The sequence below is a fragment of the Streptomyces sp. NPDC001617 genome (assembly GCF_053596855.1).
In genome coordinates this window covers 39,084-58,071 of the sequence record NZ_JBSFHA010000052.1, presented here as the reverse complement: position 1 = coordinate 58,071, position 18,988 = coordinate 39,084, and the positions used below count along the sequence as shown (strand labels likewise).

Sequence of the window (18,988 nt, the reverse complement as noted above, 5' to 3'; positions counted from 1 at the left end):
CCGCGCCGCCACCGTGACAGGGCGAGCGGGTTGGTGCGGGTGGTCGAGGCGTGGCTCACCGTCGTCCTCGTCGACGGCGCACGAAGCTGTGGCGCCTGCTGACCAATCTCCTGGATGCCGACAGCCGGGCGCTGTGGGAGATCCACAACCCGGACAACCTCGCACCTTGTCGTCAGTGGTGACCCCTCCGGTGGCCAGCCGGTGGCCGGACGCCTTTGGCGGCGCCGCCCTGCTCATCGGCCTCCTGCTCAACCACCAGCAGCCGATGGTCTACATCACCGGCCTGGCCGTGCACCAGGCGTCGACGGCCTACCGCGGCCAGGGCAAGACGGACGAGAAGCACGCGTTCGTCATCGCCGACCAGGCACGCATGCGCCAGGACCTCGGTCTCCTGCGGCCCGGCGACGAGATAGCCGTCGACCTGCGCACCCTGACCGCTCGCCGCCTCGACCTGGTCAACGACCGCACGTGTCAGACCAACCGGCTGAGGGCCCAACTGCTGGAGTTTTTCCCCGCGTTGGAGCGGGCCTTGAACCTGAACAAGAAGGGTCCGGTCATGCTGCTGACCGGCTACCAGACGCCGGCCGCGTTCCGCCGCAGCGGGGCCGGGCGCATCGGAACCTGGTTGAAGAACCGCAAGGTGAAGAGTGCCGCCGCGCTTGCTGAAGCAGCCGTCGAGGCGGCCAGATCCCAGCACACCGCGCTGCCGGGAGAGACCCTCGCGGCTGCCATGGTCGCCCGCATCGCCAAAGGCGTGCAGGCTCTCGACCAGGAGATCGCCGAACTCGACGCGCTTATCGAAGCCCGCTTCAACGAACACCGACACGCGACGGTGATCCGCAGCCTGCCCGGCATGGGAAACCTCCTCGGCGCCGAGTTCATCGCCGCCACTGGTGGCAATCTGGATGCCTTCGGCACGGCCGACCGCCTGGCGTCCTTCGCCGGCCTCTCACCGGCGCCACGGGACTCCGGCCGCGTCAGCGGCAACATGCGCCGACCCCGCCGCTATCACCGCGGCCTGCTCCGGGCCTTCTACCTCTCCGCAATGGACAGCCTGCGAACCTGCTCCGCCTCCCAGGCTTACTACGGACGCAAGCGGAACGAGGGCAAGGGACACAAGCAGGCCCTACTCGCTCTGGCCCGTCGACGAGCCAACGTCTTGTGGGCCATGCTCCGCGACGGAGAGTGCTACGAAGCCCTACCAACCGTCACGACAGCGACTTGACATCGTCATTGGGAAGTCCTTCGTCAACGGTCGGTCGATGGCCTGGAACTCGTAGTACCGGTACTCGCTCACATCCGTGCAGACTGTCGACAGGCGCTGCGGCTCAACTCAAGGGACCTGGATGTGGTCCCTCGTTCGGGGCCCCGTCCACGGTTACGGTCCTGGCGGTGCCGTCGGGTTCGTAGGATCGGGCCGAGAACGACGGGCCCGCAGGGGGCTGCGGAGGGCAGGCGTGTGGTGGTGACACCGAGGGACCGGCTGGCTGGGCTGCTCGGCGGGGCGAACGCGGCGGGGGCCTTCAGCGCCCGGCTGGAGGCGCCGGTGGCAGGCCTGGGCCTTGAGGTGGCCGGGGTCGGGCCAGTGCGCCTTCCGTTGCGGGCGCCGCAGGTGAAGCGGCTGATCTCGGTGGCGCGGCCGGCGTTGTTCGGGCGGGGCGAGCAGACGCTGAGCGACACCGGTGTGCGTGACACCTGGCAGATCCTGCCGGATCAGCTCAGCCTTGCCGGATCTTCCTGGGTGTCGCTGCTGAGCGGCGCGCTGGAGCATTTCCGGGACGCTCTCGGTCTCCCGTCGGCGACCCGGCTGCGGGCTGAGCCGCACGCGATGCTGGTGTACGGCAAGGGCCAGTTCTTCCTTCCGCACCAGGATTCGGAGAAGGACGACGCGATGGTGGGCACGCTGGTGGTCTCCCTGCCGTCGGCGCACACGGGGGGAGAACTGGTCGTCGAGCATGCCGGGCAGAAGTGCGCCTACCGTGCCTCGAAGACGGATCTGACGCTTGTCGCTTTCTATGCCGACTGCCGGCACCAGGTCACTCCGGTCCGCTCCGGGTACCGGGTGACGCTCACCTTCAACCTGCTTGCTGAGCCGGGGACTTCGGGCGAAGTGTCCGGGCCGCTGGCGGAGCTGGCGCACAGTCTGGGCCGGCACTTCGGCTCGCCGGCCAAGCCGCGTTACGGCACCCGTGAGCTGGATCCGCCGAACCGGCTCGTGTATCTGCTCGATCACGAGTACACCCAGCGCGGCCTGAGCTGGGAGCGGCTCAAGGGCGCCGACGCGGGGCGTGCCGCTCTGCTGCGCGCCACCGCCGGGCAGGCCGGGTGCGAGTCGGTGCTGGCCCTGGCCGAGGTGAAGGAGACCTGGGACGCCCATCCCGAGGGGGAGGATCCCTGGGACGACTACGGGTATGACGAGGACGATGAGGAGGAGAGCGGCGATGCGGGCGAGGACGGGGACTACGTCCTGCAGGAGCTGGTCGACGACGAGATCACCCTGGGCTGGTGGACCGGTCCGGACGGCACCGGTGGCGAAGAGATCTCGTTGCGGGTTCACGACTACGAGGTGTGCGCGAGCACCGCGAACGCGGACCTGACGCCCTACGACTCCCAGTACGAGGGCTACATGGGCAACTACGGCAACACGCTGGACCGGTGGTACCGGCGGGCCGCGGTCGTCGTGTGGCCGCGTGAGCGGGCCTTCGCGGCACGCGGCGAGGCCGGATCGCGGTGGACCCTGGAGGAACTGCGCGCCTGCATCGCGCGGGGCGACCTGGGCAGGGCGCGCGGCCAGGCCCGGTCCCTGGCACCGTTCTGGAAGAGCATCCGTCCGCAACCCGACCTGCTGGACAGCGCGTTGCGGGTGGCCGTGGGCCTGGATGAGGCCGAGACCGCGGCGATGCTGCTGGAGCCGTTCCAGGCGCGTGCGCTCGGCCCGGAGCACGCGGACGGACTCGCCGCGGTGGCCGAGCGGTACGGGACCGGGTGGATGCGCCGGGTCGTCGACGCCTGGTTCTCGTCGGAGCACCACGTCCAGTCGATGCAGTACGAGTGGACCGAGCGGTTGCCGGAGCTGTGCGCGAAGCTTCGTGAGCATCGGGCGTCGGCGGTGGCACGGCTGTTGTCCGCCGGGGTCTGGGCCGCTGTGGACAGCGGTCTGCGGCTGTGGACGACGACCGGGCCTGCCGAGACCCGCAGTACGCGGCTGCGGCAGCTGGCCCTGCCGCTCGGACACGTACTCGCGGCGGCCGATGAAGAGCTGCGGGACGGGATTTTCGCAGCGCTGCGCGAGTGCGGGGACACGGTACTGGAGTGCCTGATGCCGCTGCTGCGCCACGCCGCGGAGGCGAGCACGTCCTCCGTGTGGGGCGCGGCGGGGCTCGACGCGATCGCGCGGCACTGCGCGGACCGGCTTCGCGCGGTGTGCGAGCGGGCGCCGCGCGCTGCCGACGACTGGTCGGTGGCATGGTCCGGGTGCGGTTGTGAGCTGTGCCGTGCCCTTGGCGCGTTCCTCGGCTCCCGGTCGCGACAGGTCCTCGAATGGCCGCTGGCGAAGGAGGGGCGACGGCATGTGCACACGAGGATCGACTCGGCCGAGTTGCCGGTGCGCCACCAGACCAGGCGGCAGGGGCGCCCGTACACGCTGGTGCTGACGAAGACCCAGGAGCTGTTCACCCGTGAGCAGACGGTCCGCAGTCAGGCGGCGGCGGACCTGGCATGGCTGATGTCGCTGCGGAACGGATGACCGCGGCCTCCGGCCGGGTGGCCTCGTCGCGCGGATATGCCCCATCGGAACCGGTTCGTCGACCGAGGTGACCGCCAGGGCGTTGCCACCGGCGCGGAAAGTCATCACCGGCGACCGTCTTCGCCCCCGAGCTTGACCGTCCCGGCACCGCGCTACCGCAGGAGATGTACCCGCCCTGCGGGATTGGGCGGGAGGCTCGACCTGCTCAACGGCCGGCGCTGCCGGGCGGGACGACCCATTCGGTGGGTTGGCCGGTGAGGGAGGCGATCATGTCGTAGTCGCCGTCGTAGTGGAGGACCGTCCGCTGGTGCAGTTCTGCCGTGGCGGCGATCAGCAGGTCGGGGAGGGACAGAGCACGGTGGAAACCCGCGTTGAGGGCGTGGCGCTGGACTTCCAGGGTGCGGGCGAAGGCGCGGTCGTCGGTGTGTAGGTAGTCGAAGGCGCGGAGCCAGGTACTGATCCGTGTCGCCTCCGAGCTGTCCCGTGCGGAGTGGATCATCTCGTACTCGGTGGGCTGGCATACGGCGAGGAGGTAGCGCTCGTGCAGGGGCTTGAGTACGTCCTTGACGTTCGGCTTCGTCCAGCGGGCGAGGGCGGACTTGTCGATCAGGTAGCGGTCCTGCATCAGGCGGCCCGGCCTCCGTCGCGGTCGCCGTCGCGCTTGAGGGAGCCGTCCGCGTTGCGGGGCCCGGTGTTCTCGACGATCTCACTGAAGTCGAGCTCGCCGGCCTCCATGGCGTCGAAGCCCTCTTGCCGAAGGTGCCTCTTGACGGCGTCTTCCATGGCGAGGCGGACGGCTTTGGCCTTTGTCTTGGTTCCGAAGATGCGCATGGCCTCGGCGACCATGTCTTCATCGAGGTCGATGACGGTTCTGGCCATGTGGAGATCCTCTCGGAGATGCTTCCGCTAGTGAAACGATACCATTCATCGACTGTGGTAGATATCGTTTTGATCGGGAGTCCCTCTCGTGGATGGAGGCTGCGGCGTTCATGGCGACATGCCGCGCGGTCACTCCTTGTGGAAGATGGACAGTCGTCCTAAGAAGCTGTTGTCTTTTCGATCTTGAGGGATGCGCGTCGAACGGGAGTCCCGATCGGGTGGTCGCGGGGCGCTGGGCGCATAGGAACAGGGCCTCCTGAACAGCTCGTTGGTGTCGAATCACCGAGCAGCAGGAGGCCCTGGTGCAGCAGTCTTGCGTGCCGATGGCTGGGCAGTCCAGCGCGGTCACCTGGGAGTGTGACTGCCTGGCTCACCGGTTCGGAAACGCCGCCGACAACGGGACGCGGCAGCCTCGCTATCCGACGGACATGACGGACGGGGAGTGGGCCGTCATCCGCCCGCTGCTGCCGGTGCCGGGCTGGATGCGTGGCCGGGGCGGCCGGCCGGAGGCGTACTGCCACCGGGCGATGCTCGATGCGATCCGGTATCTCGTGGACAACGGGATCAAGTGGCGAGCGATGCCCGTCGACTTTCCGCCGTGGGACCGCATTTACGCATTCTTCCGCCGCTGGCGTGACAACTTGCTGGTCAAGGAGTTCCACGACCGGTTGCACGCGAGGGTACGCGAGGAGTTGGGGCGGGATGCGGAGCCGACGGCCGCAGTGATCGATTCGCAGTCCGTCAAGGCGGACGCCGTCGTCGGCTCCGACATCCGTGGCTTCGACGGCGGCAAGCTGATCAACGGCCGCAAGCGGCACGTCGTGGTCGACACGCTCGGTCTGCTGCTGGGCGTGATGGTCACCGCCGCGGACACCGGCGACCGCATCGCCGCCCAGGTCCTGCTCGGGCAGGTCGCCGACGTGCACCACCGCCTCGAACTGGTCTGGGCCGACGGCGGCTACACCGGCAGCCTCGTCGAGTACTGCCTGGCCACGTTCACCCTGGTCCTCGCGATCGTCAAACGCAGCGACGACCAGAAGGGGTTCGTGGTGCTGCCAAAGCGGTGGATCGTCGAGCGCCTCTTCGCCCACCTGATGCGAAGCCGCCGTCTGGTGCGCGACTTCGAGCGGCGCACCACCAACGCCGAGGCGATGATCTACTGGTCGATGACCCTGCTCATGACGCGCCGCCTGGCCCGGTCACGCCTGCCGCGAGGGTGAACCGGCCCGGCTGCCGGTCGGCCAGCCAACCCCGCGCGACCAGGCGTTTCGCCTTCGACCGCAGTGCCTCCACCCGCGCCGGCACCACGTCCATGCCGAACAACGCGGCCATCTCCTGGCAGGTCAGCGGCCCTTGATGGAGCCGGTCCCGGTCTGCGAGCGCCGTGAGGATGCGCTGGTAGTCGACCGACAGCGCCGACCAGGCCAACCCCTGGCGCCACGCCGGCACCTGCGACTTCGGCTTCGCCGCGTCCGAGGCCGTCCGCAGGACCTCGATCGCCCGCTTGAGCTGGGTGTTCTCCTTGCGCAGCGCCGCGAGTTCTGCTCGCTCGTCGGTGGTCAGCCGGTCGTCGCGCTCGCCGGCATCAGCCTCGGCCTGCCGGATCCAGCCGCAGAGCCTCCGGGTGGACGCCGAGGCCGACGGCGAGTTTCTTGATCTGCGGCTTGGGGTCCGAGGTGGGGTACATCCGCACCGCAAGGTCACGCAACTCGAGCGAGTATTTCCTGGGGGCAGCCATGGTCGATGTTCCTCTCGTGAGTCCCATCTGACCCGCTGTCAACTCTCTCCGCGTCTCGGGGGAACCTCATCTGAGGTCACAATCCCTTGGCCGGCGGCGTGAGAGCGGCGCAACCGAATCTCCCACGCGGACTAACAGGTCGGAAACCGGCCGCTACGGTCGGCGTACTAGCTTCGTGACTATGAGGGTGTGGACGCCAGTATGGCCGCTGCTCGGCATGCTTGCCGTGATCGGCAAGGGCAGTTCGCGGCGCCGCCACGGTGCCCGAACGACTCCCGGCCGACGGCCGATGCCTGGCTGGCGCAGTATCAGGGGCCGGGTGGCGGTGGTCATCGCAGTCCCTCTCTGCCTGCTGCTGGCGATGACCGGTCTCGCCGTACACAGCCGTGCCGAGGCCCTCGGCGATGCCCGCACGACCCGCGCCGAGGTGGGGCTCAGCCTGCGCATCCAGGCCCTGGTACACCAGCTGCAACGCGAACGCGGCCTGACCAACGGACTGTTGGGCGGTGAGGAGCAGTTCCGCCCACCGCTCGCCGCTACGCGCAAGCGCGTTGACACAGCGTTGCGCGGAATGCGCCCCGAAAGCGCCGTCGAGGATGTCATCCAGCGGCACTTGGGGCGCCTCGCCGACATCCGCGCCGCCGCCGACAGGGACACCGCCGACCGGACCGCGACCCTCACTTTCTACACCACCGCGATCGATGCCCTGAACGCCGTCGATCCGGTAGCGGAGACCGCGACGGGCGCCGACCGTCAACTGCGTGACGGGCTGGCCGCGTTGCGGGAACTGGCTGCGGCCGAGGAGTCCGTCGCTCTCGAACGCGGACTTCTCAACGGAGTGTTCGCCCAAGGGGCCTTCCACGGCCGCGTATACATCGATTTCACCGAGGTACGCGCGACACGTGTCGTCGCTCTCGCCCGCTTCCGACAGGTTGCCACCGCACCTCAGCGCGCGGCCCTGAAGAAGGCCTTCGCTACCGAGGACGCCGAACGCGCCACCGCCTACGAGCGTCAGGCGGAAGGTGCCGCCGACGGCTCCACGCTGCGCGCCGACGCCGGCACCTGGTGGGATGTGATGACCGTACTCGTCGACGATCTGTACGCCGCTCAGCAGTCGGTCGGTGACGACGTACGGAGCCGTGCTGATCGGCTTAGCCACGACACCGAGCGGGACCTCGCCGCCGATCTCGTCGCGGCAGCGCTCATGGCCGCCCTCGTCGCGGGCCTTGCCGCCTTCGCCTCCCGGTCCCTTACGCGCCCGCTCCGTGCGCTCGCCGAGGCCGCCCACGATGTGGCGCGGCACCGGCTGCCCGCGACCGTCGCCCGTATCCAGCAGTCCCCGCAGGACCATGCGCAGCTCCTTCCGCCGGCGGACGCACCGGCAGGCCCCGATGTACGGCTGCTGGGCGGCGCGGCGGAGATCGCCGAGGTCGCGGCGTCCCTGCGGCAGGTGGAACACACCGCCCTCCACCTGGCCGCCCAGCAGGCCGGCCTGCGCCGTAACACCACCGAATCGCTCGCCAATCTCGGCCGCCGCAACCAGAACCTCGTGCGTCGCCAGCTCAGCCTCATCACCCGCCTGGAACGGCAGGAACTCGACCCGGACGCCCTCGCCGAGCTCTTCGAGCTCGACCACCTCGCCACCCGTATGCGGCGCAACGCCGAAAGCCTGTTGGTCCTGGCCGGACAGAATCCCCCGCGGCCCACGGCGGCACCCGCCGACGCCCTGGAAGTCGTCCAGTCCGCCGTCGCCGAGGTGGAGCAGTACCGTCGCGTCCTGATCGCGACAGTGGAGCCGGTGCGGGTGCGGGGGCACGCCGTCGCGGATGTCGCGCACCTCCTCGCCGAACTCATCGAGAACGGGCTGAATTTCTCGCCACCGACGGAACCGGTCGAGGTGCACGGCTGGTACGACACCCAGGACGACACATACTCCTTCGCTGTCGTCGACCACGGCATCGGCATGTCCGAAGCCGACAAAGAACGTGCGGACGCCCTCCTCTCCGACTCCGGCGAGGAGGCCCTTGCCGCACCCACCCGGTTCCTCGGCCACCTCGTCGTCGGCCGACTCGCCCACCGCCTGGGTGAAGGCACTCAAGTCCACCTCTTCGACACTCCCGGCGGCGGCCTGTCCGCACTCTTTGCCCTCCCCGGGCGCCTGCTCGCCCCCGTGGAGGGCTCCTCCGCCTCACCCCCGCCCGCCAGGCCCGCCGTTTCCTCCCTGCTCAACGGCTTCCGGGCAGGTGTCGCCCGCGCCGAAGCCAGAACCCCCCAAGGAGCGTCATCGTGACCACCGCCGTCCAGAGTTTCGGCTGGCTCGTCTCGGATTTCGTGCGCACCACCGACGGTGTCACCGACGCCGTCGCGGTCTCGTCCGACGGCCTGCTCATGGCCGCCTCGGACAGCCTCGGCCGAGATCGCGCCGACCACCTCGCCGCCGTCGTCTCCGGCATCACCAGCCTCGCCCAGAACGCGGCGACGACACACGGTTTCCACGGCATGAAGCTAGTCATGATCGAAATGCTCGGGGGCTTCCTCATGGTCGGCCGCATCCGCGACGGCAGCTGCCTCGGCGTCCTCGCCGCCGAAGGGTGCGACGTCGGCCTCGTCGGCTACGAAATGGCCGTCCTCGCCGACCGCTGCGGGGAACTGCTCACCCCGCAGTTGGTACGCGAGCTCCACGCCGCACCCGAATGAGTCGCGGTGCGGTCGCCGACGACTGGCTGAGACGGACAACGCCGAAGGGTGAGGCACAGGCGGAGGAGGGCTGAACTCATCAAGGGGTAAGGCCGTCAGCCTGCTTGCGCTTCCGAACCCCCGACAGGAACTTTCTGTCGGATGTGAAGACCGGAAGCCCCATGGCATCTGCGGTACAGAAGAGCTGAATACCTTCAACGCCGATCTTCTTGGTGACTGCGAGCGCCAGGGACCCTCCGGGGGTGCGACACCATCAGCGTCCGCGGGGGCGGCGCGAAATCACTTGGGGAAGTCTTCCCGCCTTCCAGTAGCCGTCGAGGATCTTGAGCAGGCGCTCGGGGTCACGGAAGACCTCGGCGATCCGGTCGCCGTACTGCTCAAGGAGCGGGTCGCTTTCGACCATCTTGCGGCCGGCACCCGTGAACGACGACGAGTAGGCATGACAGTTGCCGCACCACAGGTAGTTGATCCACGAGGGTTCGCTCCGGCCGTACTTCGTGTGATGGTAGAGACGCATGGTCGTGCGGCCGCAGATCGGACAGGTCCGTTCGGTCACGGGCAGGTGCAGTTGGGCGCCGAGCGCCTCACGGTGATGTTGGTCGTAGGGGCGAGCCAAGGGATTCCGGGTCTCTCCAGGGGGCTACGGGCAGCGCGAGCGGGTTCAGGAGGATCAGGGCGAAGTCTTCCGGCACGCGCGCGGCCAGCTGGGCGCGCACCACGCGGGCCGCACGTTCTGCTTCCTGCCGACTGCTGTACTCGCCGCGTTCCTTCACCTGGTCGAGGAACGCTTCCCATCGCAGGGTCACGTCGGCCGCCACCCCTCATCACTTACGCGGGCGCGGAGGACGGGGTGAGGGGGAGATCAGGTGCCCGTCCTCCGCCGCTGATCGGCCCGGATCGTCCGGCTCAGCCGGAGATCTCCTTGCGGTCGGATCCGACGCCGATGGCAATCTTGCGGGGCTTGGCGCGCTCGGCGATCGGGATGCGCAGGGTGAGCACCCCGGCGTCGTAGTCGGCCTGGATGTGCTCGGTATCCAGCGTGTCGGCCAGCACGATCTGCCGGGAGAAGACACCCAGCGGCCGCTCGGAGAGTTCCATCTGCACGTCGTCGGTCTTCGCCACCGGCCGGCGCTCGGCCTTGACGGTCAGCATGTTGCGTTCGACGTCGATGTCGATCGCCTCCGGGCTGACACCGGGGAGGTCGAAGGCCACCACGTACGCGTCGCCCTCGCGGTAGGCGTCCATCGGCATCGCCGACGGGCGGGACCAGGTCCCCGGGCCCATCAGCTGCTGGGCCAGCCGGTCGAGCTCACGGAAGGGGTCGGTGCGCATCAACATCGTGAAACACCTCCAGAAGGTTCGGGCAGTTGCTGCCAATGCGCCTCACTGACACCGTTGTAACATGTCATCCAATGGATGACAAACGATGTGTCGTCGACAGGATGACAACCCGAGGAGCTGCCCGTGACAGCAGCTGACCAGCCGGTCTCTTTCAGCGCCGACGCCCGCAGCCCGGCTTCGATCCTCGCCGCCGCGGCGGCCCTCCAGGCCATAGACGACGCCCTGCGCGCCGCCCAGCGCCAAGATCCCGGCATCCACGATGCGCCCCGACCTGGTCCGGAGCAGGCCCTGGCTTCACTCCTGCTGCTGCGGCAGGTCCGCGAGCAGCTCGCCGGTTGGGAGACCGGTCTGATCGAATCCGCCCGGGATGCGGGAGCCAGCTGGGCCGACCTCGCCGACCCCCTCGGCGTCGCCAGCCGGCAGGCCGCCGAACGCCGCTACCTGCGAGGCAGGCCCGGCCCCGCCGGAAGCACCGGCGAACAACGCGTCCAGGCCGTCCGCGAACGCCGCGCCGCCGACCGCACCGCTGCCGCCTGGGCCCGTCGTAACGCCGCCGGCCTGCGCCGCATCGCCGGCCAGATCGCCGCTCTCACCGACCTGCCCACCGCCGCCCGCATTCCGCTCAGCCAGCTGAACGCGGCGCTCGCCCATGACGACCCGGCCGCCCTTCTTCACCCCTTGAACGCCACCCGCCCCCACCTGACGGCCGCCCACCCCGACCTCGCCGCCCGAGTCGATGCCCTGACGAACTCCGCCATGACCACGGACGCTGCCCCCGACTGACCGATACACAGTCCTGTGTACGACGTCGGACCTCACGCGGCCGGCCCCGGCCAGTCAGCCGGGGCCCGCCACCCTTCAGCATCAACCACCGTCAGCCGCGGTTGATCCTCGGGGCGCTGCCACCGTGGCAGGCAGACGTGGAGGGTCTTGCCCTGCCAGGAATGATGGTCACCTCGCCGGCCAGGCGGCGGACCAGGGCCACCCGAACCCGCCGGCGCCACCGTTGAGGTCGGCGCCACGTTCCCGCGGGAGTGCGGGGCTGAGGTCGCTGACGGCGGGAGGGTGTAGCGGCCTCCGCCGTGGCGCAGGGCGTTGGTGGCGAGCTCGGAGACCACGAGAGCGAGGCTTTCCACCGTCTCGGAGGCCAGAGCCGGCTCCAGACCTTCGACGAAAGCGCGGGCCATGTCACGGGCGACGCCGGAGGGGCTGTCGTCCTCAAGCACGGTCGGGGCCGCGGGGGCCTTCGTGTCGGTCGTCACCATGTCGGTCAAGCGCTCACCCGCCCAGGATCGGTTGTGCCGCCCGGCTCAGCATGTGCCCGCCGAGCCGGGCGGCAACCCACGGCAGCACTCTTTCGGGTGTAAATGCGACAGGAGTCCACCCATCAGTCTGGAAGAAAATCTGCTGTGGCAACAGTAGACATTGGCTCGTCGCAGAGTTACTGTCTTGTCGTACCCAGGAAGTCCAAGAGGGCACGGCAGACACGAACTGCCGTGGAAGGTCAAGCAGGACGCGGCCCGCAGAGGCCGCGAGCAGTACCCGCGGTATCCAGCAGTACAACCGAGTAACCGAAGATAAGGAGCAGAACGCCATCAGGATCGCCCGGGTGAGGAAGCAGTCCGCCCGGGTACGCAGGCCCCGGATTGGAAGGTGGTCCCCGGTCACGCATCCACGATCCCCGCAGCAGCCCCGCCCTCCCAGGCGGAACCTGCGGACACAAAGGCCCGGCGCAGTCTGCCGGTAGATGGTGTTGCAAGCTCGGGGCCCGGGTGCCAGTACGGCACCCGGGCCCCCCGACGCGTCCCCGAAAGAAGAGGTTTATGCCCCCTGAAGCATCCCGTCCCGTCGACAACCTCGACGATGACGACTACCCCGCCTACACCATGGGCCGGGCCGCCGAGATGCTCGGCACCACCCCCGCCTTCCTTCGCTCCCTGGGCGAACACCGCCTGATCACCCCTCTGCGCTCCGAAGGCGGCCACCGCCGCTACTCCCGCTACCAACTGCGCATCGCCGCCCGCGCCCGCGAACTCGTCGACCAGGGCACCCCCATCGAGGCCGCCTGCCGCATCGTCATCCTCGAAGACCAACTCGAAGAAGCCCAGCGCATCAACGAGCAACTGCGCACACAAGGCCGCGAGACCCCATCGAAGACCTCAACCTGACAGGACGCCTTGCCCGAGTTGGACACCGACCGCCGGCGGACCGTTCATGGGTGGTGGAACCGTGCGCGTTGGTGCCGCTGGGGTCAGGTGCTGGATGCCCCGAAGGTCTCGATCGTGCAGCGTGCTGCTCCGCTGCGCTCGATCCTGGCGTCGCTGGTGATCAGCGGGACACCGAGGCTCTCGGCGAGGGTCACGTAATGCGCGTCGTGGGCGGAGAGGTTGTTCGACAGTTCGCGTACGCGCTGCCACAGGACCAGCGTGGGGTGCAGGTCGAGGGCGAGGGCCTGGTAGTCGGTGATCGCCTTCAGGGCCTCCTTTTCCGTGATCTTCGGCTTGCCCCCTCGCCGGCCGCGGGCCGGCCCGAAGACGGCAGCGCAGGACGTCGCCCTGATGCATCCGTGCGAAGGCATCCTCGACCTGGTCGACGGCGATGGTCTCGGTGACGAACGCGTCGAGGTCCAGGCGTCCTTGGAGATACGGGTCGATCAGCATCGGGAGGTCGCGGGCGGGCAGACAGTCGCGGTACCAGGGGGACTTCAGCGCTCCACCGCGCCCGAAGACGTCCAGCAGGGGCAGCTCCAGCTTCATGTCCGGCGTGGGGACGCCGACCAGCACGACCGCGCCGGCCAAGTCGCTGTCCTGGAAGGCCTGTTGGTAGGTCCTGGGGTGGCCGACCGCGTCGATGGCCAGGTCCGCGCCGAAGCCGCCGGTGAGGTCACGGATCGCCGTGACGGGGTCGGACCGGCGGGAGCTGACGACGTGCGTGGCGCCGAACCGCTCGGCGTTGGCGAGCTTGCGGTCGGCGATGTCCACGGCGATGACCTTCCCTTGCGGCCGTGGCGTCAGGTGAGGTGCTGAAACTGCCACTCTGGCGCAACAGCACTGCGAGACGTCGTCGCGTGCATGAGGGCGCGGGGGCTGCGCGGGATCTGTAAACGTTCACAGTGGAGATTTGTTTCGCCCTCTTGTCAATGGGGCGAATGTCGGGTTACCTACTGCTTGCTCATGGGTGTCGGTCACGACTTTTCCTGTGCACGTTCACGGAATGCCTGGCATCATCCTGTCGATCCTCCGGGAGCAAGACATGCCCTCCTCCGCCCCGTTCGACCACCTGGGAGGACGACATCCGGCTCCCGTCGTGCCCGGCGGAACCGTCGCGGTACGCCCCGAGCAGGGCGGCACGTACGAGGCGGACCTCTGGCCCGGGTTCGTCCTCCCGAACGGCGGCGACACCGTCGCCTGCTTCACCGACGGCCGCACCACCGGACACCCGCCCTCACCCGGCATGTGCTCGGCGACGGCGCCGCCCGTCACCTGGCCACCTGCCTGACCGGTCGCCCGCGGGCGCCGTGGGCCTCACGCTCGCCGACGCCGGTATCACCTCCGCCGAACCGCCCCACGACGTCGAACTCGTCGTACGGGAAGGCGAGTCGAGTGCCCTCCGCTGTGCCGTCAACGACACCGCCACGAGGCCAAGGTGCTCCGGCCGGGGACGGGCACCAGGGCCGCCGTCCCCGGCCGGAGCGGTCCAGGTCTTCCGCGCTCCGCGCTGACAGGCACCTTTCCCTCGGTGCAGGCCGAGGGGGAGCCGGCACCCGTGTCATCCCGAGTCAACTCCACTGTGAAAGGACCCTTGAGATGCGAAGACGCAGCATTCTCACCGCAGCCGGCGCCGCGATGCTTACGGTGCCCACCCTGGGTGCCATACCCGCCGTCGCGAGCACCGCGACCGGCAGCACCGCGCACCGCCGCCTCCCGATCCGCGGCATGGACATCTCCTCGCTGCCCAAGAACGAGGATCACGGCGCCGTCTACCGCCGGGCCGACGGCCGACTCGACGACCCGATCCGTATCCTCGCCGAGGCGGGAATCACCCACGCCCGGCTGAAGGTCTGGGTGAACCCGGCCGACGGCTACAACAACAAGGAGCACATCCTGCCGCTCGCCCGGCGCCTGAAGCGGGCGGGCATCGGCATCTGGGTCGACTTCCACTACTCCGACACCTGGGCCGACCCGGCCCACCAGACCAAGCCGGCCGCCTGGGCCGATCTGGACGTGGCGGGCCTGACCCAAGCCGTCTACGGTCACACCGCTGACGTGCTCGGCGCCCTCAAGCACCAGGGCACGCCCGCCGACCTGGTGCAGATCGGCAACGAACTCAACGGCGGCATGCTCTGGCCGACCGGCAACTGGGACCACTGGGACAACCTGGCCGCCTTCCTCAAGGCCGGTCTGCGCGCCGCGCGCGACACCACCCCGCGCATCCGAACCATCCTCCACCTGGCCAACGGCGGCGACAACGGCCTGTACCGGTGGTGGTTCGACAACGCGGTGTCCTACGGCGTCGACTTCGACATCATCGGCCTGTCCTACTACCCCTTCTGGCACGGCCCCCTGGACCAGGTCGCCGCCAACATGGCCGATATCACGGTCCGTTACGGCAAGCCCTGCGTGATCGCCGAGACCGCCTACCCGTTCACGCTGAGCAGCGAGGACGAGACGAACGACATCATGTACAGCACCTCGCAGCTCACCGACGGCTACCCCGCCACGCCTGAGGGGCAGGCCGCATGGCTGCGCGCGGTGGCCGACCTGTCGGCCGCCGTCCCCGACGGGCAGGGCCTGGGCTACTGCTACTGGGAAGGCGCGTGGACCTACCGCGCCGGCAACGGCTGGAACCCGGAGGACCCGACGTCGGGCAACGCGTGGGAGAACCTCGCCCTGTTCGACTTCGACGACAAGGCGCTGCCCGGCCTGCGGACCCTCGGCCGCTACCGCTCCTGACCCGGCCCCGTCGACGGTCGGCGGATTCGCGACAGTGCCGGAGGACGTGATCTGACAGGTGCGGTCGGCCCACCCGTCCTGCGTCCGGCTCGACGTGGCCGCGGTGGTCACCGCGGCATTCCGTCGGTGTCCTCGGCGCAGTTCGCCCACCCGGGTCCTGGCGGAGGATTCGACCCCGGCCTCCGGCAGTCCGCAGGGGCCGCGGGTGGTGGAGCGTCTGGTCCGGGCACGGCGCGGGCTCGGCGCCGGCCAACCGCTGCAGGGACTGCGGGCCATGCGTCCCTCCAGCCGGCCGGTTCGGACAACGGCCGCATGTCGCCGCGGGGCAGCCGGATCGCAGAGGAATCCGGTCCGGCTGCCCCGGACGATCGTGGTGCTGACGTCCGCCGGCGACGGTCGAACGCCGAGCCACGTCGTTGCCAGGGCCGCGGTGCGGCCCCGGTCTCCCGGCGGCGTTCCAGGACGGAGACGGCCATGGTGTCGGCCACTCCTGTGCCACCCGCGAGGAGGGTGACCCGGCGAGTCCCAGGGCGGGCGCTGACGGTCTACTCCGTGCGAAGCGCCGTCGCCGTACGGGCCTTGGCCGCCCAGCCGGCCGGGAGCAGCGCCCCCAGGACGGCTGTCGCGATGCCGGCCAGCCCCAGCAGCACCAGCTGAGGCGCGTCGTACACATCGAGGATCGACGGCGGCAGATCGGTGCCCGCCGCGTGCCCCATCACCGGCAGTACGAAGCCGTGCAGCGCGAACCCGAGAGGTACTCCGATCAGTCCGCCGAGCACGCCGATCCCGGCCACCGAGGCGAGTACGAGGCTCACGGTCTGCCGCGGCGACATACCGAGTGCCTTGCAGACGCCCAGGTCGTGGACGCGTTCGCGGGTGTCGAGGACGACGGAGTTGAGCACACCGAGGCCTGCCACGGAGACCAGCATGAGGGTGAGCAGCACCGCGATCGCGTCCAGGACGAGGATCATGTTCTCCTGTTGCGAGGAGGAGTTGGCCATGACGTCGCCGCCCAATGGCTCCACCGCCGCCTTGAGCTTCTCGGCGTACGCGGCGGGGGAGACGCCCGGTTTCACCTCGATCTGGAAGACCTGGGGCTTGGCCCCGGCGAAGCCGGCGAGGTCCGCGTGGATCGACAGGCCGTCGTTCGAGGTGTCGAAGGCCTCGCCGACGATCTTCAGGGTCCGCGTGTCCTTCCCGAGGGTCACCCGGACCGTGTCGCCGATCTTGGTGTCGGTCCGTTCCAGGAAACCTGTGGGTACGACGGCCTGCCCCGCGCCGGTGATCCAGTGCCCGGAGATCATCTCGTAGCTGCCGGGACGTGAATCGCCCTGGTAGAGGGTGGCCTGGACCGAGCCGGAGATCCCCGCCACGGTGACATCGGCCTTGGCCATGCCGTAGTACGAAGCGGTGCCGGCCTGCGCTTCGATGGCGGCGCGGACCTTCGCCGGGTCGGCGGACGGAGGACTGGCACTTCCTTCCTTGGGGTTCATGTGGCGAACTCCGCCTCCGGCGCCACCCGGGACGGTCGGCCCGCCGACGATGGCGGTGACCGCCGCGCGGTCCTCGGGATCCGACGCGCTGCCGACCGCGTTCAGGGACGAGGTCAGTCCCACGGCGAAGGTCGCCGCGACCGTGCCGAAGGCCACCGCGAGCAGCATCGCGGCGGTACGGACCGGATGGGCGAACGGGCTGGCCAGGCCGTAGGTCACCGCCCGCGGCAGCGGCAGCCGCCCGGCCGCCCGGTGCGCCCACTGGCCGCGCCCGGTGCGGGGTGCCCGGCCGACCGCGATGGCCTCGACCGTGCGCAGTCTCCCTGCCCGCAGCGCGGGGACCAGCGCGGCGATCCCGACGACCAGCAGCGCGACGGCCGGTACCACGACGTCCACCCACCAGGCCACCGTCAGCGAGGCGGTGCCATACGCCTGCTCGGTGTCCTTCAGCAGCGGCATGGCCAGCACATGGCCCAGCACCACCCCCAGTGCGATACCGGCGTCGGCCGGGATCAGCGCCTGGGCCACATAGGCCCGCACGATCTCGCGCGGCGTGAAGCCGATGGCCTTGAGGATGCCGATCCTGCGCAGGCTGGTGCCGACGGCGCCGCTGATCACACTGCTGATGATGATCACGGACATCAGGATGCCGAGCACGCCGAAGGCCACCATGAACGGGATGGTCGCCGCCGCGCCCTTGTCGGAGGCATGCTTCGTGTCCAGGTAGGACTGGGTGCCCACCAGGGCCCCGGACGGTACGGCGGCGGTGAGCTTCTTGCGGTCGGCGGAGATCTGCGCCTTGGTTCCCGCGGAGTCGAAGCGGTAGAGCATCTGACGCGTGAGCGGTGTGTCCTTCGAGGCCAGCGCGCCGACCTGCCCCGGGGTCGCCCAGACGTCGGCGGTCTTGCCGGCCGACACCGCGAAGCCGACGACCTTCAGGGTCGGGCTGTCGGCGGCATCCGAAGCCTTCAGGGTGGAACCGACCTTGAGGAAGGGGCCTTTGAACGACGCGGAGAGAACGATCTCGCCCGGCTTTGTGGCCCACCGGCCGGACTGCAGGTCCAGGTCGTCCACGTCGCCGTGCGGACCGGACCGCCCGACCAGACTCACCTCCGGCAGGTGCCCGCCGTTCGGATCAACCGGGCTGATGGTCGTCGACGGATACGGCCCCGCGCTCGCGGTGACGCCGTCCAGCCGCTTCGTCGCCTTCAGCTGCGCCGCACTCACCTTGGCCGGATCGAACTGCGCGGTGATGTGCGGTCCGTGCTGCTTCGCGAAGGCGTGGTCGAAAGGGGCGTTCGAGGCGACGATGAGCGACCCGGCGATCACGGCCGCGGCGACGGCCATCATGGTGGCCACGGCGATCACCACCGTCTGCACCCGGCGCCGGCCCACCCCGGAGCGTACGACCCGGCCGAGCGCGCCGGTGCCGAAGAGGCTCATCGGACGGCCTCCGCACGCGTGTCGAGGGAGAGATGGCCGTCGACCAGCTGAATGGTGCGGCTCGCGCACGCCTCCGCCAGCGCCATGTCATGCGTGACCAGCACGACGGTCTGCCCGCCGCGGTGCAGCTCCACCAGCAGCTCCCGTACGTCGTGGCCCGAGGCGGTGTCGAGCGCGCCGGTCGGCTCGTCGGCGAGCAGCAGCGCCGGCCGGTTGACCAGCGCCCGGGCGACCGCCACCCGCTGGCGCTCGCCGCCGGAGAGCCGACCCGGGTAGGCGCGGGCGTGCTTGGTCATGCCCAGCAGTTCCATGAGCTCGTCGGCGCGGGCCGCCGCCTTGCGCCGCGTGGTCCCGGTCAGCTGGGCGGGGAGCTGGATGTTGTCGGCGACGGTGAGGTCGTCGAGCAGATTGAAGAACTGGAAGACGATGCCGATCTGCTCGCGGCGGAACCGGGCCAGCGCGTGCTCGCTGAGCTGGTCGATCCGCTGCCCGGCCACGGTCACGGCGCCTTCGGTCGGCTTGTCGAGGCCGGCGACCAGGTTCAGCAGCGTGGACTTGCCGCTGCCGGAGGGACCGGTCACGGCGAGAGCCTCGCCCTGGGTGACGCTGACGTCCAGCGGTCCGAGTGCGGGCGCACCGGCGCTGTCGTAGCGCTTCGCCACGCCCGCCAGTTCGATCACGTGAGTCATGGGTGTGGTCC

Annotated in this window: 16 protein-coding genes and 3 pseudogenes; 9 read left to right on the top strand and 10 right to left on the bottom strand. The window is 69.7% G+C overall.

Going from position 1 to position 18,988, the window contains the following annotated elements; genetic code table 11:
* Nucleotides 1-217: 217 nt before the first annotated feature.
* Nucleotides 218-1,225: pseudogene (locus ACWC09_RS32595) on the top strand (IS110 family transposase); the annotation flags it as partial.
* A 234-nt stretch (nucleotides 1,226-1,459) separates the two neighbouring features.
* A complete protein-coding gene (locus tag ACWC09_RS32590) occupies nucleotides 1,460-3,745 on the top strand; it encodes a 2OG-Fe(II) oxygenase (RefSeq protein ID WP_450854513.1) in 2,286 nt (761 codons plus the stop codon).
* A gap of 205 nt (nucleotides 3,746-3,950) precedes the next feature.
* Here ACWC09_RS32590 and ACWC09_RS32585 read toward each other — a convergent pair whose 3' ends face one another.
* On the bottom strand, nucleotides 3,951-4,370 hold the full coding sequence (locus ACWC09_RS32585; RefSeq protein ID WP_450854512.1) for a PIN domain-containing protein: 420 nt from the start codon (nucleotides 4,368-4,370) through the stop codon (nucleotides 3,951-3,953).
* Nucleotides 4,370-4,624, bottom strand: coding sequence for a type II toxin-antitoxin system VapB family antitoxin (locus ACWC09_RS32580; protein ID WP_450854511.1), 255 nt, complete (start codon nucleotides 4,622-4,624; stop codon nucleotides 4,370-4,372). Before ACWC09_RS32580 ends, ACWC09_RS32585 begins: the two co-directional genes overlap by 1 nt.
* Before the next feature lie 428 nt (nucleotides 4,625-5,052).
* Here ACWC09_RS32580 and ACWC09_RS32575 point away from each other — a divergent pair, with 428 nt between their 5' ends.
* On the top strand, nucleotides 5,053-5,844 hold the full coding sequence (locus tag ACWC09_RS32575; protein WP_450854510.1) for an IS5 family transposase: 792 nt from the start codon (nucleotides 5,053-5,055) through the stop codon (nucleotides 5,842-5,844).
* Here ACWC09_RS32575 and ACWC09_RS32570 read toward each other — a convergent pair.
* On the bottom strand, nucleotides 5,801-6,328 hold the full coding sequence (locus ACWC09_RS32570; protein WP_450854509.1) for a hypothetical protein: 528 nt from the start codon (nucleotides 6,326-6,328) through the stop codon (nucleotides 5,801-5,803). The two genes, ACWC09_RS32575 and ACWC09_RS32570, sit on opposite strands and share 44 nt — an antisense overlap.
* A gap of 359 nt (nucleotides 6,329-6,687) precedes the next feature.
* On the opposite strand from ACWC09_RS32570, the gene ACWC09_RS32565 reads away from it, so the two are divergent.
* Both ACWC09_RS32565 and ACWC09_RS32560 read left to right on the top strand, forming a co-directional pair.
* Complete coding sequence (locus tag ACWC09_RS32565; protein WP_450854508.1) at nucleotides 6,688-8,652, top strand: nitrate- and nitrite sensing domain-containing protein; 1,965 nt, start codon at nucleotides 6,688-6,690, stop codon at nucleotides 8,650-8,652.
* Nucleotides 8,649-9,059 (top strand): roadblock/LC7 domain-containing protein, encoded by a 411-nt coding sequence (locus tag ACWC09_RS32560; protein WP_450854507.1) that lies wholly within the window; start codon nucleotides 8,649-8,651, stop codon nucleotides 9,057-9,059. Before ACWC09_RS32565 ends, ACWC09_RS32560 begins: the two co-directional genes overlap by 4 nt.
* Before the next feature lie 253 nt (nucleotides 9,060-9,312).
* On the opposite strand, the gene ACWC09_RS32555 is transcribed toward ACWC09_RS32560, so the two are convergent.
* From ACWC09_RS32555 to ACWC09_RS32545, 3 genes and pseudogenes are all read right to left on the bottom strand, one after another.
* Entirely contained in the window at nucleotides 9,313-9,675 is a 363-nt protein-coding gene (locus tag ACWC09_RS32555; RefSeq protein WP_450854506.1) for a hypothetical protein, read from the bottom strand.
* A gap of 13 nt (nucleotides 9,676-9,688) precedes the next feature.
* Nucleotides 9,689-9,865, bottom strand: a pseudogene (locus ACWC09_RS32550) (DUF2267 domain-containing protein); the annotation flags it as partial.
* A gap of 100 nt (nucleotides 9,866-9,965) precedes the next feature.
* Nucleotides 9,966-10,397 (bottom strand): Hsp20/alpha crystallin family protein, encoded by a 432-nt coding sequence (locus ACWC09_RS32545; RefSeq protein WP_450854505.1) that lies wholly within the window; start codon nucleotides 10,395-10,397, stop codon nucleotides 9,966-9,968.
* Between the two features lie 126 nt (nucleotides 10,398-10,523).
* On the opposite strand from ACWC09_RS32545, the gene ACWC09_RS32540 reads away from it, so the two are divergent.
* Together ACWC09_RS32540 and ACWC09_RS32535 are read left to right on the top strand one after the other, a co-directional pair.
* Nucleotides 10,524-11,183, top strand: a complete 660-nt coding sequence (locus ACWC09_RS32540) for a type III effector protein (RefSeq protein ID WP_450854504.1) — start codon at nucleotides 10,524-10,526, stop codon at nucleotides 11,181-11,183.
* A 1,040-nt stretch (nucleotides 11,184-12,223) separates the two neighbouring features.
* On the top strand, nucleotides 12,224-12,568 hold the full coding sequence (locus tag ACWC09_RS32535; RefSeq protein ID WP_450854503.1) for a MerR family transcriptional regulator: 345 nt from the start codon (nucleotides 12,224-12,226) through the stop codon (nucleotides 12,566-12,568).
* 83 nt (nucleotides 12,569-12,651) lie between these two features.
* Here ACWC09_RS32535 and ACWC09_RS32530 read toward each other — a convergent pair whose 3' ends face one another.
* The gene (locus tag ACWC09_RS32530; RefSeq protein ID WP_450854502.1) at nucleotides 12,652-12,978 is read right to left on the bottom strand and encodes a type II toxin-antitoxin system VapC family toxin; all 327 of its coding nucleotides are present in this window, start codon (nucleotides 12,976-12,978) and stop codon (nucleotides 12,652-12,654) included.
* Nucleotides 12,941-13,393, bottom strand: a pseudogene (locus tag ACWC09_RS32525) (zinc-binding dehydrogenase); the annotation flags it as partial. The gene ACWC09_RS32530 and the pseudogene ACWC09_RS32525, both read right to left, overlap by 38 nt.
* A gap of 220 nt (nucleotides 13,394-13,613) precedes the next feature.
* Here ACWC09_RS32525 and ACWC09_RS32520 point away from each other — a divergent pair.
* Together ACWC09_RS32520 and ACWC09_RS32515 are read left to right on the top strand one after the other, a co-directional pair.
* Nucleotides 13,614-13,898, top strand: a complete 285-nt coding sequence (locus ACWC09_RS32520; RefSeq protein WP_450854501.1) for a hypothetical protein — start codon at nucleotides 13,614-13,616, stop codon at nucleotides 13,896-13,898.
* Nucleotides 13,899-14,206: 308 nt separating this feature from the next.
* On the top strand, nucleotides 14,207-15,352 hold the full coding sequence (locus tag ACWC09_RS32515) for a glycoside hydrolase family 53 protein (RefSeq protein ID WP_450854500.1): 1,146 nt from the start codon (nucleotides 14,207-14,209) through the stop codon (nucleotides 15,350-15,352).
* Nucleotides 15,353-15,897: 545 nt separating this feature from the next.
* On the opposite strand, the gene ACWC09_RS32510 is transcribed toward ACWC09_RS32515, so the two are convergent.
* Together ACWC09_RS32510 and ACWC09_RS32505 are read right to left on the bottom strand one after the other, a co-directional pair.
* On the bottom strand, nucleotides 15,898-18,288 hold the full coding sequence (locus ACWC09_RS32510; protein ID WP_450854499.1) for an FtsX-like permease family protein: 2,391 nt from the start codon (nucleotides 18,286-18,288) through the stop codon (nucleotides 15,898-15,900).
* A complete protein-coding gene (locus ACWC09_RS32505) occupies nucleotides 18,285-18,977 on the bottom strand; it encodes an ABC transporter ATP-binding protein (RefSeq protein ID WP_450854498.1) in 693 nt (230 codons plus the stop codon). Before ACWC09_RS32505 ends, ACWC09_RS32510 begins: the two co-directional genes overlap by 4 nt.
* Nucleotides 18,978-18,988 lie beyond the last annotated feature (11 nt).